General features: G+C 45.0%; 16 protein-coding genes. 7 read left to right on the forward strand and 9 right to left on the reverse strand.

The annotated features are described in order from the left end of the window. The first annotated feature begins 196 nt into the window (after nt 1-196). The 6 genes from rplU (at nt 197) to folA (ending at nt 4,071) form a co-directional block, all read left to right on the forward strand. A complete protein-coding gene (rplU, locus tag ACTS60_RS19735) occupies nt 197-508 on the forward strand; it encodes a 50S ribosomal protein L21 (RefSeq protein ID WP_000271393.1) in 312 nt (103 codons plus the stop codon). A gap of 20 nt (nt 509-528) precedes the next feature. Beyond that, nucleotides 529-786 carry a 50S ribosomal protein L27 gene (rpmA, locus tag ACTS60_RS19740; RefSeq protein ID WP_005383095.1) on the forward strand — a complete coding sequence of 86 codons (258 nt, stop codon included), beginning with the start codon at nt 529-531 and terminating at the stop codon, nt 784-786. A gap of 210 nt (nt 787-996) precedes the next feature. Next, nucleotides 997-2,172: an Obg family GTPase CgtA gene (gene cgtA, locus ACTS60_RS19745; RefSeq protein ID WP_440889644.1), complete on the forward strand. Its 1,176-nt coding sequence runs from the start codon at nt 997-999 to the stop codon at nt 2,170-2,172. A gap of 169 nt (nt 2,173-2,341) precedes the next feature. After that, entirely contained in the window at nt 2,342-3,109 is a 768-nt protein-coding gene (locus ACTS60_RS19750) for a threonine/serine exporter family protein (protein WP_440889645.1), read from the forward strand. Continuing rightward, a complete protein-coding gene (locus ACTS60_RS19755; RefSeq protein WP_440889646.1) occupies nt 3,109-3,582 on the forward strand; it encodes a threonine/serine exporter family protein in 474 nt (157 codons plus the stop codon). The genes ACTS60_RS19750 and ACTS60_RS19755 overlap by 1 nt, the downstream gene beginning before the upstream one ends. 9 nt (nt 3,583-3,591) lie before the next feature. Then, on the forward strand, nt 3,592-4,071 hold the full coding sequence (folA, locus tag ACTS60_RS19760) for a type 3 dihydrofolate reductase (RefSeq protein ID WP_440889647.1): 480 nt from the start codon (nt 3,592-3,594) through the stop codon (nt 4,069-4,071). Nucleotides 4,072-4,140: 69 nt separating this feature from the next. Here the strand turns inward: folA and apaH are convergent, their stop codons facing one another. From apaH to lptD, 6 genes are all read right to left on the reverse strand, one after another. Beyond that, nucleotides 4,141-4,947 carry a bis(5'-nucleosyl)-tetraphosphatase (symmetrical) ApaH gene (gene apaH, locus ACTS60_RS19765; RefSeq protein WP_440889648.1) on the reverse strand — a complete coding sequence of 269 codons (807 nt, stop codon included), beginning with the start codon at nt 4,945-4,947 and terminating at the stop codon, nt 4,141-4,143. A 12-nt stretch (nt 4,948-4,959) separates the two neighbouring features. Continuing rightward, nucleotides 4,960-5,340 carry a Co2+/Mg2+ efflux protein ApaG gene (gene apaG / locus ACTS60_RS19770; protein WP_440889649.1) on the reverse strand — a complete coding sequence of 127 codons (381 nt, stop codon included), beginning with the start codon at nt 5,338-5,340 and terminating at the stop codon, nt 4,960-4,962. 72 nt (nt 5,341-5,412) lie between these two features. Then, entirely contained in the window at nt 5,413-6,225 is an 813-nt protein-coding gene (gene rsmA, locus ACTS60_RS19775; protein WP_010445616.1) for a 16S rRNA (adenine(1518)-N(6)/adenine(1519)-N(6))-dimethyltransferase RsmA, read from the reverse strand. Further along, complete coding sequence (gene pdxA, locus ACTS60_RS19780; protein ID WP_440889650.1) at nt 6,222-7,220, reverse strand: 4-hydroxythreonine-4-phosphate dehydrogenase PdxA; 999 nt, start codon at nt 7,218-7,220, stop codon at nt 6,222-6,224. Before pdxA ends, rsmA begins: the two co-directional genes overlap by 4 nt. Further along, on the reverse strand, nt 7,210-8,493 hold the full coding sequence (gene surA / locus ACTS60_RS19785) for a peptidylprolyl isomerase SurA (RefSeq protein WP_440889651.1): 1,284 nt from the start codon (nt 8,491-8,493) through the stop codon (nt 7,210-7,212). Before surA ends, pdxA begins: the two co-directional genes overlap by 11 nt. Before the next feature lie 55 nt (nt 8,494-8,548). Then, nucleotides 8,549-10,894: an LPS assembly protein LptD gene (gene lptD, locus ACTS60_RS19790; protein ID WP_440889652.1), complete on the reverse strand. Its 2,346-nt coding sequence runs from the start codon at nt 10,892-10,894 to the stop codon at nt 8,549-8,551. Between the two features lie 267 nt (nt 10,895-11,161). Between lptD and djlA the strand changes: the two genes are divergently transcribed. Further along, the gene (djlA, locus tag ACTS60_RS19795; protein ID WP_440889653.1) at nt 11,162-12,016 is read left to right on the forward strand and encodes a co-chaperone DjlA; all 855 of its coding nucleotides are present in this window, start codon (nt 11,162-11,164) and stop codon (nt 12,014-12,016) included. A 140-nt stretch (nt 12,017-12,156) separates the two neighbouring features. Here djlA and ACTS60_RS19800 read toward each other — a convergent pair whose 3' ends face one another. The 3 genes from ACTS60_RS19800 to leuC all read right to left on the reverse strand — a co-directional run bounded on the left by ACTS60_RS19800 (nt 12,157) and on the right by leuC (nt 15,081). Beyond that, nucleotides 12,157-12,939 (reverse strand): DUF547 domain-containing protein, encoded by a 783-nt coding sequence (locus ACTS60_RS19800; RefSeq protein ID WP_440889654.1) that lies wholly within the window; start codon nt 12,937-12,939, stop codon nt 12,157-12,159. Nucleotides 12,940-13,066: 127 nt separating this feature from the next. Continuing rightward, nucleotides 13,067-13,669 (reverse strand): 3-isopropylmalate dehydratase small subunit, encoded by a 603-nt coding sequence (gene leuD, locus ACTS60_RS19805; RefSeq protein ID WP_440889655.1) that lies wholly within the window; start codon nt 13,667-13,669, stop codon nt 13,067-13,069. 11 nt (nt 13,670-13,680) lie between these two features. Beyond that, nucleotides 13,681-15,081 carry a 3-isopropylmalate dehydratase large subunit gene (leuC, locus tag ACTS60_RS19810; RefSeq protein WP_440889656.1) on the reverse strand — a complete coding sequence of 467 codons (1,401 nt, stop codon included), beginning with the start codon at nt 15,079-15,081 and terminating at the stop codon, nt 13,681-13,683. Between the last annotated feature and the right edge of the window lie 63 nt (nt 15,082-15,144).

Genomic DNA, 15,144 nt, shown 5'->3' on the forward strand with positions numbered 1-15,144 from the left:
TACACTAAAAAACGTTGATTAATACATTACTAAAGGGCATGATTGCCGCACTTTTCTTTGGCGATTAGCTTTTCGCCAATTTTTTCAAAATATGGCTTGTCATAGGGGCATATCTTCTGTAGAATCTGCGCCCTATTGATGATTAGTTTAGCGCACACCCTCATGAAAAGGCTGTGCGGAAAAAGCGGAGTAAAATATGTACGCTGTTTTCCAATCTGGTGGTAAACAACACCGTGTAAGCGAAGGTCAAACTCTTCGTTTAGAGAAATTAGACGTTGAAACTGGTGCAACTGTAGAATTTGATAAAGTTCTTCTTGTTGCTAACGGCGAAGACATCAAAGTTGGTGCTCCTCTTGTAGAGGGCGGCAAAGTTGTTGCTGAAGTTGTACAACACGGTCGTGGCGATAAAGTTAAAATCGTTAAGTTCCGTCGTCGTAAGCACTCTCGTAAGCAACAGGGTCACCGTCAGTGGTTCACTGAAGTGAAGATCACTGGTATCAACGCTTAATCTATTAGGAGAGTTTAACAATGGCACACAAAAAAGCTGGTGGTTCTACTCGTAACGGCCGCGATTCAGAAAGCAAACGTCTAGGTGTTAAGCGTTTCGGTGGTGAATCTGTTCTTGCAGGTAACATCATCGTTCGTCAACGTGGTACTAAGTTCCACGCTGGTAACAACGTAGGTATCGGTAAAGACCACACTCTATTCGCTCTTACTGAAGGTAAAGTGAAGTTCGAGGTTAAAGGTCCTAAGAACCGTAAGTTTGTAAGCATCGAAGCTGAGTAATTTACCTTTTAGGTTAATTACCAAAGCTTTAAAGCTGAATTCAAAAGCCCTGCCGATTCGGCGGGGTTTTTTATTTGTAGCAGTCGACATATCGAAGTTTCTCGTCCTGACCCCGAACGGTAGGTATCTGGGAGCTTAGATCTGTCATCTGCTAAAATTGTTTGATGACAAGTCAGATTTAATCCACGCACGAAGTAGTCGGAGTAAAAGATGAAGTTCGTAGATGAAGCGGTAGTAAAAGTTCAGGCTGGTGACGGCGGTAGCGGCGTTGTAAGTTTCTGGCGTGAAAAATTCATCACTAAAGGTGGCCCAGATGGTGGCGACGGTGGTGATGGTGGTGATGTATACATCCAAGCCGATGAAAACCTAAATACCCTGATCGATTACCGTTTCCAACGCTTTTACGAAGCAGAACGCGGTGAAAACGGTCGCGGCGGTAACTGTACTGGTAAACGTGGTAAAGACATCACACTTCGCGTACCAGTAGGTACTCGCGCAGTTGATATCCACACTAACGAAATCGTTGCAGAAGTAGCAGAACACGGTAAGAAAGTGATGGTCGCTAAAGGCGGCTGGCACGGTCTTGGCAACACGCGTTTTAAATCTTCAGTAAACCGCGCTCCTCGTCAGAGAACGCTGGGTACTAAAGGTGAAATCCGTGAAATCCGTTTAGAGCTATTGCTATTGGCTGACGTTGGTATGCTTGGTCTACCTAACGCAGGTAAATCAACCTTTATCCGCGCAGTATCGGCAGCGAAACCAAAAGTAGCAGATTATCCATTTACTACCTTGATCCCAAGCTTGGGTGTAGTGAGTGTGGTTCCTGAGAAGAGCTTTGTTGTAGCAGATATTCCAGGTCTAATCGAAGGTGCTGCGGACGGTGCTGGTCTTGGTATTCGCTTCTTGAAGCACTTAGAGCGTTGCCGAGTGTTGCTGCACATGATTGATATCATGCCTATCGATCAGTCAGATCCAATTCAAAATGCCCTAACTATCATTGATGAGTTAGAGCAATACAGCGAGAAACTTGCTGGCAAACCTCGTTGGTTAGTTTTCAACAAGACTGATCTTATGCCGGAAGAAGAAGCGAACGAAAAGATCCAAGAGATCTTAGATGCGCTTGGTTGGGAAGATGAGTTCTTTAAGATCTCAGCGATCAACCGTAACGGTACCAAAGAGCTTTGCTACAAGTTGGCAGACTTCATGGAAAACCTACCTCGTGAAGAGGAAGAAGTGGCTGAAGAAGATAAAGTTAACTTCATGTGGGATGATTACCATAAAGACGCTATCGCTGGTAAAGACGTGATCACTGAAGATGACGACGACGATTGGGATGACTGGGACGATGAAGAAGACGACGGCCACGTTGTTTACGTCCGCGACTAATCGCTAGCTATTTTATTAAGCCGCAATGTGTATTGCGGCTTTTTTTGTATCTAAATCATGTTTAGCCGATTTGATTTACGGCACAATACCAAATTGTGCTTAATCACATATTTAGTGGACGATAGTCTTTGCGTCTGCATGCTTTTATAAAAGGAATTAGGAAGTCTCTATGTCATCAAAGCAGAGAGCGATATCTAGGTTAGTCGCTCAGTCTGGACAGATGTTATTAGCTCATGGTGCAGAAAGCACTTTAGTTAGTGACATAATGCGTCGTATTGGTCTTGCATGTGGAGTATCTGAAGTCGCTGTAGCACTCTCTGCTAACGCGCTTGTTGTGACCACTGTTATGGAAGACCACTGTATTACCACCGCACGAAGTTGTGCCGATCGCGGCATCAATATGCGTGTGATTACCCAAATTCAGCGCATTTGTATCTTGATGGAGCGTGGGTTGCTGGATTTCAATATGGCGCAAAAAAAACTCAATCATATCAGCCCTGAGCGTTATAACCGATGGTTAGTAGTATTTATGATTGGCCTATCGTGCGCTGCTTTTAGTCATCTTGCAGGAGGTGATTTGGGAGTATTCGTGATGACCTTTATCGCTTCAGCCGTTGGTATGACAGTACGTCAGGAAATTGGCCACCGTCACTTTAATCCCTTGCTCAACTTTGCTGCAACAGCTTTTGTTACCACTCTTGTTTCTGCGCAAGCGGTTATCTTTGATATCGGAAATTTGCCTACCGTTGCTATGGCGTCATCAGTATTGATGCTGGTTCCTGGTTTTCCACTCATTAACTCAGTAGCAGATATGCTGAAAGGTCATATCAATATGGGTATCGCTCGATTCACTATGGCAAGCCTTCTTACTTTAGCGACTTGTCTTGGTATTGTTGCGGCAATGGAAGTGACGGGTATTTGGGGGTGGATGAGCTAATGAGTGTGTTTGAACTGGCTTTCGGGCTTTTAAATGATATGTTCTTCGCTGCCATTCCTGCGGTTGGCTTTGCTATGGTGTTCAATGTACCTCAGAGAGCTTTGATCTATTGTGCAGTAGGTGGTGCTATTGGTCATGGCAGTCGATATTTGATGATGCATTTTGGCTTACCGATTGAGTGGGCTACTTTTTTTGCCGCGACTCTGGTTGGCATGATTGGTGTTCATTGGTCACATCGTTTTCTTGCTCACCCGAAAGTATTCACTGTTGCTGCCTTAATCCCTATGGTTCCGGGTGTATTCGCTTATAAAGCCATGATTGCCATGGTAGAGATAAACCACTTGGGTTACTCTCCAGAACTTATTGCGACGTGCATGGAAAACTTTCTTAAAGCGATGTTTATTATTGCAGGCTTAGCGGTTGGCTTGGCGGTTCCGGGGCTGCTATTCTATCGACGTAGACCCATAGTATAAGGAACCAATATGATCATCAGCATGATTGCCGCGATGGCAGACAACCGAATCATCGGCAAAGATAACCAAATGCCTTGGCACCTTCCGGCAGATTTTGCATGGTTTAAGCGCTGTACCATGGGTAAACCTGTTGTGATGGGACGTAAGACCTACGAGTCAATCGGGCGTCCTTTACCTGGTCGTTTGAACATTGTTATTAGTCGTGATGCTTCACTCTCAATTGAGGGAGTAACGACAGTAACCTCGATTGAGCAAGCGCTTGATGTTGCTGGTGATATTGAAGAGGTAATGATCATTGGTGGCGGGGCGATTTATTCTGCTTGTTTACCCATGGCTAACAAACTGTATATCACGCATATTGAAGCCGAAATTGAGGGCGATACTCAGTTCCCAGATTGGGGGAGTGAGTTTAAAGAAATTTACTCTGAAGCGTATCAAGCGGATGAGAAAAACGCTTATAACATGCGGTTTACCATTCTAGAAAAGTAAGCTTGAAGAATAAGAGAAGCACCGTCAATGCGGTGCTTTTTTGTTTTCTAGTCCGGTAATCGAGGGCCGTTAACTGAGTGCTTGTTGAGTGAAAACTTGTTTGTCTTCCCAGCGAATCATGGTTAATAAACCTCCCCATACACAGCCAGTATCAAGACCAATAATGTGCTCATCGATATGACCTTGCAGTGCAGCCCAGTGACCAAACAGTACGGTTTTTTCTAATGGCACTCGCTGTGGCAGTTGAAACCACGGCACCAGTTCATCTTCAGACACTTCTTGCGGTGGCAATTTACAATCCATATCTAGGCGACCATCAGGAAAGCAAAAACGCATACGCGTGAATGCATTAATGGTATAGCGATAACGATCTAATCCCGATAGATTATCATCCCAAAGATCAGGCTGGTTGCTATACATGTTTTCTAGCAGCCAGAATAGTTGCTGACTCTGGATGATATTCTCTACTTCACGTGCGCACTCTCGAGCCGTTTGTAAATCCCATAGCGGAGAGATACCCGCATGGCACATGACAAACTCATCGTGCTCTGCCAGTAGTGGTTGCTGAGCGAGCCAAGCCAGTAGCTCGTTTTTGTCTGGAGCAGAGAAGATAGGTGCGGTTTTGTCTTTATCTTTGACTTTTTTCAGCCCCTGAGACACTGCCATAAGGTGCAGGTCATGATTGCCGAGCACGACTTTAGCGCTGTCGCCAAGAGATTTAACAAAACGCAGAGTTTCTAATGACTTAGGTCCGCGGGCGACAAGATCGCCTGCCAACCAAAGTTGGTCGTGATTTGCTGAGAAGTTGACCTGTTCTAACAGCTGTAGCAGCTCATCGAAACAGCCTTGGATATCACCAACAATATAGGTAGCCACTGACTCTCCTGATTAATTTAAAACATTTGGAACAGCCAAGCGGAATGGATCAATTTCGGTGATAAATTCCTGTCCTTTTTCATCCAGAAGTATGTAGTGCCCTTGCATGACACCAACGGGGGTTTCAAGTGCGGTACCACTGCTGTAGGTGTATTCGTCACTACCGGCAATGAAAGGTTGTTGACCGACAACGCCTTCACCTTCTACCGTCATCTGCTTGCCATTGGAGTCTGTAATCAACCAGCGACGACTGATCAATTGCACGGTTTGCTGGCTAAGGTTCTTTATTGTGATGATGTAAGCAAAAACGTAGCGTTGTAGCTCTGGATTGGACTGTTCTTCAATGTATTTGGTATGAACTTGAATCTTGATGCAAGGTTGAATGACGTCCATGTGCACTCCTCGAAAAACGACTATCTCAATAATAATAAGCCAAACCGCGAAGGGTTTGGCTCATCGTTTGAGTTATTGGTGCTGCGGGTTATCCGCAAGCCAGTTCGCCATGGCGACAAACTGTTGTAGCGTCAGGTTTTCTGGACGCATACTTGGGTTTACGCCCAACTCTTCCAATACTTCTGTGCTCAATAGTGATTTGTAGCAGTTACGTACAGTCTTACGGCGTTGGTTAAAGCCTTCGCGACATACACGCTCCAACAAACGCAAATCTTTTGCAGGGTGTGGAAGTACTTCGTAAGGAACTAGGCGAACTACTGCTGAATCTACTTTTGGTGGCGGAACAAATGCCGTTGGCGGTACTTCTAGTACCGGTACCACTTTACAGTAGTACTGAGCCATTACCGTTAGACGGCCGTAAGCTTTGCTACCAGGGCCTGCTGCTAAACGGTTTACCACTTCTTTTTGAAGCATAAAGTGCATGTCTTGAATGTCTTTATGGAATTCAAATAGATGGAACATCAATGGTGTAGAGATGTTGTATGGCAAGTTACCGAAGATACGTAGCTTGTTATTTGGCTTCACTAATTGCGTGAAGTCAAAGCGCATCGCGTCACCTTCATGAATCGTAAGCTTGTCAGCTAATTCTGGGTGGTTGCGTAGACGTTCAGCTAGATCTCGGTCTAGTTCGATAACCGTGAACTTGTCGACTTCACGACCTACAGGTTCAGTAATTGCACCAAGGCCCGGGCCGATCTCAACAAGGTTCTGACCTGGTCTTGGGTTAATTGCTGATACGATACCATCAATAATGTATGGGTCGTTCAGGAAGTTTTGACCAAAACGTTTACGCGCTTTGTGTCCTAAATGGACATCATTTCTCATTGTTTCTTCTCTACCAATTCTATCGCATGCGTGAGCGCTGTTCGGAAGCTCCCTGTATCCGCTTGACCTGTCCCTGCCAGTTCTAATGCAGTACCGTGATCCACCGAGGTTCTAATAAATGGTAGACCAAGCGTAATGTTTACTGAACGACCAAAGCCTTTGTATTTTAATACAGGCAACACCTGATCGTGGTACATACCTAAAACAGCATCAGCATCGTTTAAATACTTTTCATTGAAAATGGTATCTGCCGGTAAAGGACCGATCAGATTGATTCCTTTTTCTTGTCGAATCTTTTCCAATGTCGGAGTGATGGTTTCGATCTCTTCGCGACCTAAACAGCCATCTTCTCCCGCATGTGGATTTAACCCGCAAACATAGATGTTTGGTTGCGAGATGGCAAATTTTTCTACAAGATCTTTATGAAGAATATCGATGATTTTTTCTAATCGCTCTTCCGTGACGGCTTTTGATACGTAAGCCAAAGGAATGTGCGTGGTGACGAGCGCTACTCGTAGTCCTTCCGTTGCCAGCATCATCACGACTAGCGGCGTATTGGACTTCTCAGCAAAGAATTCAGTATGACCACTGAACGCAACACCAGAGCGATTAATCACCCCCTTATGAACAGGGCCGGTGACAATAGCATCAAATTCATCATTCATACAGCCCAAAGCGGCTCTTTCTAACGTTTTTAGTACGTAGTGGCCATTGGCTTCATTAAGTTGACCAGCAACCGCTGTCTCTGTAATTTCGATGTGGTCTACGATTAATGTGCCTGCTTTTTGTGCTTTCGGTGCTTCTTCTGGATTGTAATCAAACAGTTGAACGTCTATGCCCAATTGATTGGCTCTTTCTGCCAATACATTTTTGTCTGCACAAACGACAATTTGGTGCGCCCAGTCTTCTTTAGATAGAGCCAGCACCAAATCAGGGCCGATCCCCGCAGGTTCCCCTGCGGTGACGACGATTCTGCGAATCGAATTAGTTTTCATCATTGTCATCCACGATTTCAACGAATGCACTCGCTCGAAGCTCTTGCATCCATGCGCCTACTTCTTCATTAAACTTGCGATTAAATAGAATACGGTAAGCTTTGTTCTTCATCGCTGAGTCTGTGCGGTCTACTTGACGGCGATCTAGCACTTCTACAATGTGCCAGCCATGTACCGTTTTGAATGGTTCACTGATTGAACCCACTGGTAATGTCTCAACTTGGTGTTTGAACTCCGGTACGTAAAGATCTGGAGTTTGGTAGCCCAGTTCACCGTCTTGCGCCGCAGAGCCAGGGTCTTGGCTGTACTGTGTCGCCAGTTGAGCAAATGTTGCTTCGCCAGCTTTAATACGACGAATGAATTCGTTTAGCTGCTTTTTCGCACCATCATCACTTAAAATTACGGTCGGTTTAATCAGAATGTGGCGCGCATTTACTTCTGTTACTGCGACTGTTTCTAGGCCTTTCACATCTTCAATTTTCAGGATATGAAAACCAACGCCACTGCGGAATGGGCCGATGATACTGCCTTTGTTCTGCATTTTGATTTGGTCGGCAAAGATGGTTGGCATTTCTTCTTTACGCATCCAACCCCAGTCGCCACCTTGCAGTGCTTTAGGGCCCTTAGAGTAGGCGTATGCCATTTCTGCAAAGTTGGCACCTTTGTCTAGTTCTTTAACCAGTTCTTTTGCTTGAGCTTCAACTTCTGACTTTTGCTTGTCATCGGAGAATCGTAGTTGAATATGGCCAATTTTATATTGAACGGTTGCGTTGGTTTCTTGTGCTAGTTGCTCTGCGAGACCATCTACTTCAGCAGGAAGAATATTAATTCTGCGGCGAACTAATGCATTGCGAGCTTCAGATGCGGCAATTTCTTTACGAATTTGTTCACGGAACTCCGCGTAGCTTAAGCCATCTTGTTGAATTGAAGTGGTTAGCTGTTCAATCGTTTGGTTGTTGTTACGCGCAATTTCTGCAATCGCTTGGTTTAGACGGTTGTCATCAATACGAACACCGATACGTTCAGCTTCTTGCTCTTGTAACGTGTCCATGATCAGTTTTTCAACCACCTGTTCCTTCAGTACACTTGCTGAAGGTAAGCTCTGCCCACTTTGTTTGGCATTAGCTTGGAGCGTTTTCATCGCGGTGTTGATGTCACTTTGTAGTATCACACCATCATTTACAATTACGGCAACCTTATCTAGCTCAACAGGTGCAGCTACAACACCACAAGACAGTAGGGTGGTGAATAAGATGGATTTCCAAATTTTCATTAAATATTCCGTTGTTAAAATTGAGCGTCATCGATATATATGACGCTTAATTTGATTAATTGTTCAGATAGAATGGTCGGCCGTATTTGATCGCATTGTCTGAGCCGTCAAGTTCTTTTGCCGCGGTATCTGCACGTTGGTTCGTGGCAAAACCCTGAATACCAAAGTTAACGCTAACGTTGTTTTCGTATTGAGCCGAGGCGCCATTTGCACCAATGATTGCATTATCCCAACCTAGAAGCTGGTTCGAGTACGTGAAGCCAATATACCAACAGTCAGATTGGTAACGAAGGCTTGCTAGCCACTCTAAATCAATACTTTCATTCAAGTCATAGTAGTATTGCCCGCTTGCTGACCAATTGCGATTAATGTCATAAGCTGCAACGATACCCGCTTGAGAGATGCCCTTACGAGTAATGGTATCTAAGTTTTCTAGGATAATCGTATCTTCAATGTAATCACGTGTTACATAACGATAGTTACCTTGAATAAAGCCATTTTTAAATTGGTACTCAAGTGTGCTATTGGCTAGCTGCATTGCACTCAAGTCGATATCGTATTGAACTCCACCATGGTAGAACAGGTAATCGTTGTAGTTAAAGTCCGCTTCAATTGCCCATGATGAGTAATTGGTGGTTTTATCGGGCTCAGTTGGGCTATTACTTATCTTGGTCTTTTTATCAAAGTAGTAAATTTGACCAAAAGAGATGTTGAGTCTTTCTTTGTACTCATCATCAAAAAAGCGCGTACTTGCACCATAGCTTAGCTGGTTTGCTGATGCGATCTTATCGATGCCACTGTATTTACGACTGCGGAACAAGCCGTAGTAGTCGGTTTGCAGCAAGGTGGTATCGTAGTTGTAGATATTGGTTTGATCTTCATCTGGTACATACAGATATTGCACCTGAGGCTCTAAGCTTTGAGTATACCCCGTTAACCAGCTAGTATCGCGCTCTAAGTAAATTCGAGCGTGGGAGCGAAACTCAGGAATAACGCGGGATACGCTTTCGTCCAGTTGGTTTCTCAAGTTTGCATCGGTAAGGCTATCGATGTTCTGTGAGTAGTAGGTCGAAAGTACTCTTGCCTCTGTGGTCCAAGTCGCCCATGAGGTAGATAGTGGTACGGTTAAACCAGGCTCTACGTGTACACGTGTTGCATCAGGTTTTGCAGTATCGCTGGTATCGAATTGGCTAATTTGACTCTTTACATCAAAGTTGAGGTATTGACCCCAGAGTGGGGTGTAGTAGTTCAAATCAATTTGTGGAAGTAAGCGGTATGGTTGGTTCTCTTCCTTAAGTAGAATTTGGAAGTCACGAACGGTAAGAGCCATATCCCAGTTGTTCGAACGGTATTTGACTTGCCCTTCTTGAACTAACTGGCCATCTTCACGGTTACCAATATCTGAGTCTAGGTCGCGGAAATAGTTAATATCACTCACTTGAGAGTAATCTAGTTTTACAACCCATTGTTTATCAATAATGCCGTCGTGTTTAATCTGATAACCCCAACGACGTTCATCTTGATACTTCTTATCACTATTCATGTACTCGCCTTTGATTTCGCCAGCTCCCCAACCATCGGTGAGGTAACGAAAATCTGAGTCGAGTTTGGTGCCACGCTCTTGCATGTACAGCGTCGTAAGAGTCATGTCGTAGTTAGCGGCCATATTCCAGTAAAATGGAACTTCAAGTTCTAAGCCATCGCTTGAACCATAAGAAATCGATGGAAATAAGAAGCCGGTTTTACGAGTATCACCAATTGGTAGTGTTAAGTATGGAGCGTAGAAAACGGGAACGTTGAGCACTTCAAATCTTGGGTGATGGAGTGTTGCAGTTTCTTCATCCTGATCTACGTCTATTCCGGATGCGACTAGGCGCCAAGAATTATCGCCTTGAGGGCAAGAAGTGATTGAGCCATCTTCTAACTCATAGACAGATTGGCCTGTACGAGCAATGTATGCGGCAGTACCACGGCCTTGCTGACATAGAAACTGATAATCAGTATTTTCTAGAGAGAAAGTATCTCGATTTATGTCGTTGGTGACCTTATCGGATTTCGCCTTTACTTGACCATCATTGAAAGTAACATTGCCTTCAGCAACGACGACATTGTCTTGTTGATGAAGTGTAACGCTATCAGCGGTAATTTTTTTGTGGCCTTGGGTGACTTCTACATTGCCAGAGTACATTGCTTTGTCGCCATTAATGGCTTGGAGACTATCCGCTTGAACAACAACTGGCGTATTTAGTGCATCTTCACTGTCACTGGTTTGGACCAAGCATTGATCTGTGGTGGGCATTTCCTGCACACTATCATGCATATTTGTTTCAGCGTGAGTTGTGGGTACAAACAGAGCGGTGCTGATAGAGGCCGCTAAAAACGTGCGGGAGAAATGTTGCATGGAATTGAACTGTCCTATGTCACTGCTGCTCGATGGCTATTGGGGTCGGTATCCCTTCGCTATATAGCCAAATGAATCTAACTATAGCGGCGCATATCTCAGTGCTCATATAGTTGTGGCATAATTGCCAAATAAATAAGTCGCAAAGATAAAAGGCGAAATGGCCTGGCCGAAATAAAAACAATTCCCTTATCATAAAGGAAATCATCGCGTCCAGCACTATAAGACCGTCATCGTCGATAAAAATTCATTGATAGAGAACACATAATGCATATTTTTGGCAAAATATTAGGAGCCTTTTTTGGCTTGTTGCTTGGAGGTCCATTCGGTTTACTGTTTGGTCTTTTTATTGGCCACCAATTTGATAAAGCTCGTCGCTTAAGCCAAGCTGGATTCTCTTCGGGTGGTTTTGGTAAAGGCCCGAGCCAAGCTCAGCGACAAGAAGAGTTCTTCAAATCGGCATTTGCGGTGATGGGCCATCTAGCAAAAGCCAAAGGTCAGGTGACCAAAGAAGAGATTCAATTGGCGTCAGCAATGATGGATCGCATGAGTCTTCACGGTGACCAGCGCCGTGCAGCGCAAGATGCATTTCGTGAAGGGAAAGAAAGTGACTTTCCTCTAGATGATGTGTTGGTGCGTGTGAAAATCTCCTCAGGTGGCCGCTTTGATTTGTTGCAATTTTTCTTAGAACTGCAAATCTCGGCAGCCTTTGCTGACGGCTCGATCCATCCAAGTGAGCGAAATGTCCTGCATAAAATTGCCCGCGGCTTGGGTTTCTCTTCAGAGCAATTAGAACGTCGCCTGCACATGCAAGAAGCGGCGTTCCGTTTCCAAAGTCAAGGTGGCTTCCATGGCCAGCAGCAAGGACAATACCAATCCGCTGGCTGGCAACAAGCTTCGCAAGCGGATCAATTGGCGGACGCTTATAAAATTCTGGATGTATCGTCAGATGCAGATGGTAAAACGGTGAAACGTGCTTACCGTAAATTGATGAATGAACACCATCCAGATAAATTGATGGCCAAGGGCCTACCACCAGAAATGATGAACGTAGCGAAAGAAAAATCGCAAGAAATTCAAAATGCTTACGATCTAATTAAGAAAGTGAAAGGCTTTAAGTAGTCGGACGTTTTCTATCAAGTATTGGATTTAAAAAAGGGCACAGAGTGCCCTTTTTTCATGTCTTAGTCTTTGAGTTGTCGGTGTCTTTAGCTTTTGGCCTATCATGATCCTAACGCTAATTGACCTCAAATCTCCGCAGTTTAGTTGGCGTGATTCAAGTTCCAGTCGTATTGGTATTTCACATTGCCAGAGAAGTTTTCGTATTGCGGGGCGTACTTCGCGATGTGGTTGAAGATTTGTTTCTCGCCACCAAAGTCCGCTGCAAACCAATCATAAATGGAAGACAGTTGTGCCGTGTTTCCTTGGATTGATACGCCTTTGTTGCTGTTGATAAACGTTTTAGCTGCGAAATCGAGTAGCGCTTGTGTGTTGTCGGCGGTGAATGCTTGAGTTTGTAAATTTGGGCAACCTAAACTGGCACAGTTCACGGCGTAATGCGTTCTTGGATCATTCCAAATCGGGCGCAAAATTCTATGCTCAATGTCGTTCAAAGTCAGATCTTTACCATTGACTACGACCACATCATCTCCCCAAGGCCCAAAGCTAAACAAGCCACCCAGTTTGGTTATCGATTTGACGGGATAGTTATCCAGAATCAGATCAACCGTGATGGCGTTGTAAAGGTTCACCCAATAGGCGTATTGCTCTGCTTGGCTGTATTGTAGAGGGTCGAGTTTTGCCAAACGCTGGATGTATTGTTTTAGCTTAGTTTTGTCGGTAGAGGTGACTTGGCTATAACGAAACAAAGTATTCTCGCCTTGTTCAACCAAGTAACTGTCTAGCAGTTGTTGCCATTCCTGATGAGAGATTTGGGTTTGATTAGCCTGATTCGATTGTTTCCAATACGGCCATAAATCCGATTTAGGTGCGGCAAATGTTGAGAAAGAAACCAGAGCACACAATAGCAATAACAGACGCTTCATAGAGAGACCTTTGGGTTAAACCTTGTTGATAGTGTAGACCCGTAGAAGAAGTAGTTTCTTTCTGAGGTAATGAAAATAAAAGAAAAAAGGCTGGCATAAGCCAACCTTGTATTTGTTTCAATTTGAATTAGCTTAAGAAGCTTGGAATCTTCGCTTCGTATTCGGCAATCTTGTCTTCGTGTTGAAGGGTTAGACCAATGTTGTCCAACCCGTTTAGCAGGCAGTGACGACGGAACGAATCGATTTCAAAGCTGTACTCTTTGCCGTTAGCACGAACCACATTGGCTTCTAGATCGACCTCGACTTCTGCGCCTTCATTCGCCTCAACAAACTGGAAGATTTCATCCACTTCTTGCTCAGTCAAACGCACTGGCACCATTTGGTTGTTGATTGAGTTACCGTAAAAAATATCGGCAAAGCTAGGTGCGATCATCGCTTTGATGCCGTAATCCGCTAGTGCCCACGGTGCGTGTTCACGAGAAGAACCACAACCGAAGTTTTCACGCGCTAGCAAGATAGAAGCGCCTTGGTAGCGCGGAGCGTTCATCACGAACTCAGGATTTGGCTGTTCGCCAGCATCATCTAGAAAGCGCCAGTCATGGAACAGGTGCTTACCAAAACCTAGACGAGAGACCTTTTGTAGGAACTGCTTTGGAATGATGGCATCAGTATCAACGTTCGCTGCATCTAGAGGAACAACTAAGCCTGTGTGTTGTTTAAAGCCTGACATTTGTTTGCTCCTTAGTCTAGTTCACGAATATCTACAAAGTGACCAGCAATTGCTGCCGCCGCTGCCATCGCAGGGCTCACTAGGTGGGTACGGCCATCACGACCTTGGCGGCCTTCAAAGTTACGGTTTGAAGTCGACGCACAACGTTCATGTGGACCCAAACGGTCGTTGTTCATTGCTAGGCACATTGAACAACCTGGTAGGCGCCACTCAAAGCCCGCTTCTTTAAAGATAATGTCCAAGCCTTCCGCTTCCGCCTGCGCTTTTACTTGCTCAGAGCCAGGAACGATTAGCGCCTGAACGTGAGACGCGACTTTGCGACCTTTCGCTACTTCAGCGGCTGCGCGCATGTCTTCGATACGTGAGTTAGTACAAGAACCAACGAAGACTTTATCGACGTTGTAATCAGACAATGACTTGCCCGCTTCTAGACCCATGTACGCCAATGCTTTTTCTGCCGATGCTTTTTCTACTGGGTCGGCAAAGCTTTCTGGTGCTGGGATCGGCTGGTCTACCGCGATAACTTGGCCTGGGTTAGTACCCCAAGTGACTTGTGGTTTGATGTCTGCTGCGTTTAGCGTCACAACCGCATCAAACTGAGCATCATCGTCAGTTTTTAATGTCTTCCAGTATTCTACTGCTGCATCAAAGTCCGCACCTTGAGGTGAGAATTTACGGCCTTTAATGTATTCGAATGTGGTTTCATCTGGTGCAATCAAACCGGCTTTCGCACCGAGCTCAATCGCCATGTTACATACGGTCATGCGGCCTTCCATTGAAAGGTCGGTGATCGCTTCACCACAGAACTCAACCACGTAGCCTGTACCGCCAGCAGCTGTGGTTTCACCGATGATCGCTAGCACGATGTCTTTCGCCGTGATGCCCGGAGCCACTTTGCCTTTCACTTCGATCTTCATCGTTTTAGCGCGCGCTTGTTTTAGCGTTTGAGTTGCTAATACGTGCTCAACCTCAGATGTACCAATACCAAAAGCGAGAGAGCCGAACGCACCGTGTGTAGCAGTGTGCGAGTCACCACAAACAATAGTCATGCCCGGTAGGGTAATACCAAGCTCAGGGCCCATAACGTGGACAATACCTTGGTATTTGTGGTTGATGTCGTAAAGCGTAACACCAAACTCTTCACAGTTTTTCGATAGCGTTTCCATCTGGATACGAGCCATCTCACCCGACGCATTGATGTCTTTGGTTGTCGTGGAAACGTTGTGGTCCATGGTGGCAAAAGTTTTGCTGACCTGACGCACTTTACGACCTTTTTCACGCAAGCCGTCAAATGCCTGCGGAGACGTCACTTCATGTACCAAGTGACGGTCGATGTACAAGATTGGGTTTTCCCCTTCTGCTGCGACGGCAACGTGTGCGTCGTAGACTTTTTCGTATAGTGTTTTGCCCATTGTCACAATCCTGTGTAAGGCTCCCGATAATGGCTCATCAGGAGCAAATAATTATTATGAATC

It is taken from the genome of Vibrio sp. WZ-1 (assembly GCF_052037695.1).
GTDB lineage: Bacteria > Pseudomonadota > Gammaproteobacteria > Enterobacterales > Vibrionaceae > Vibrio.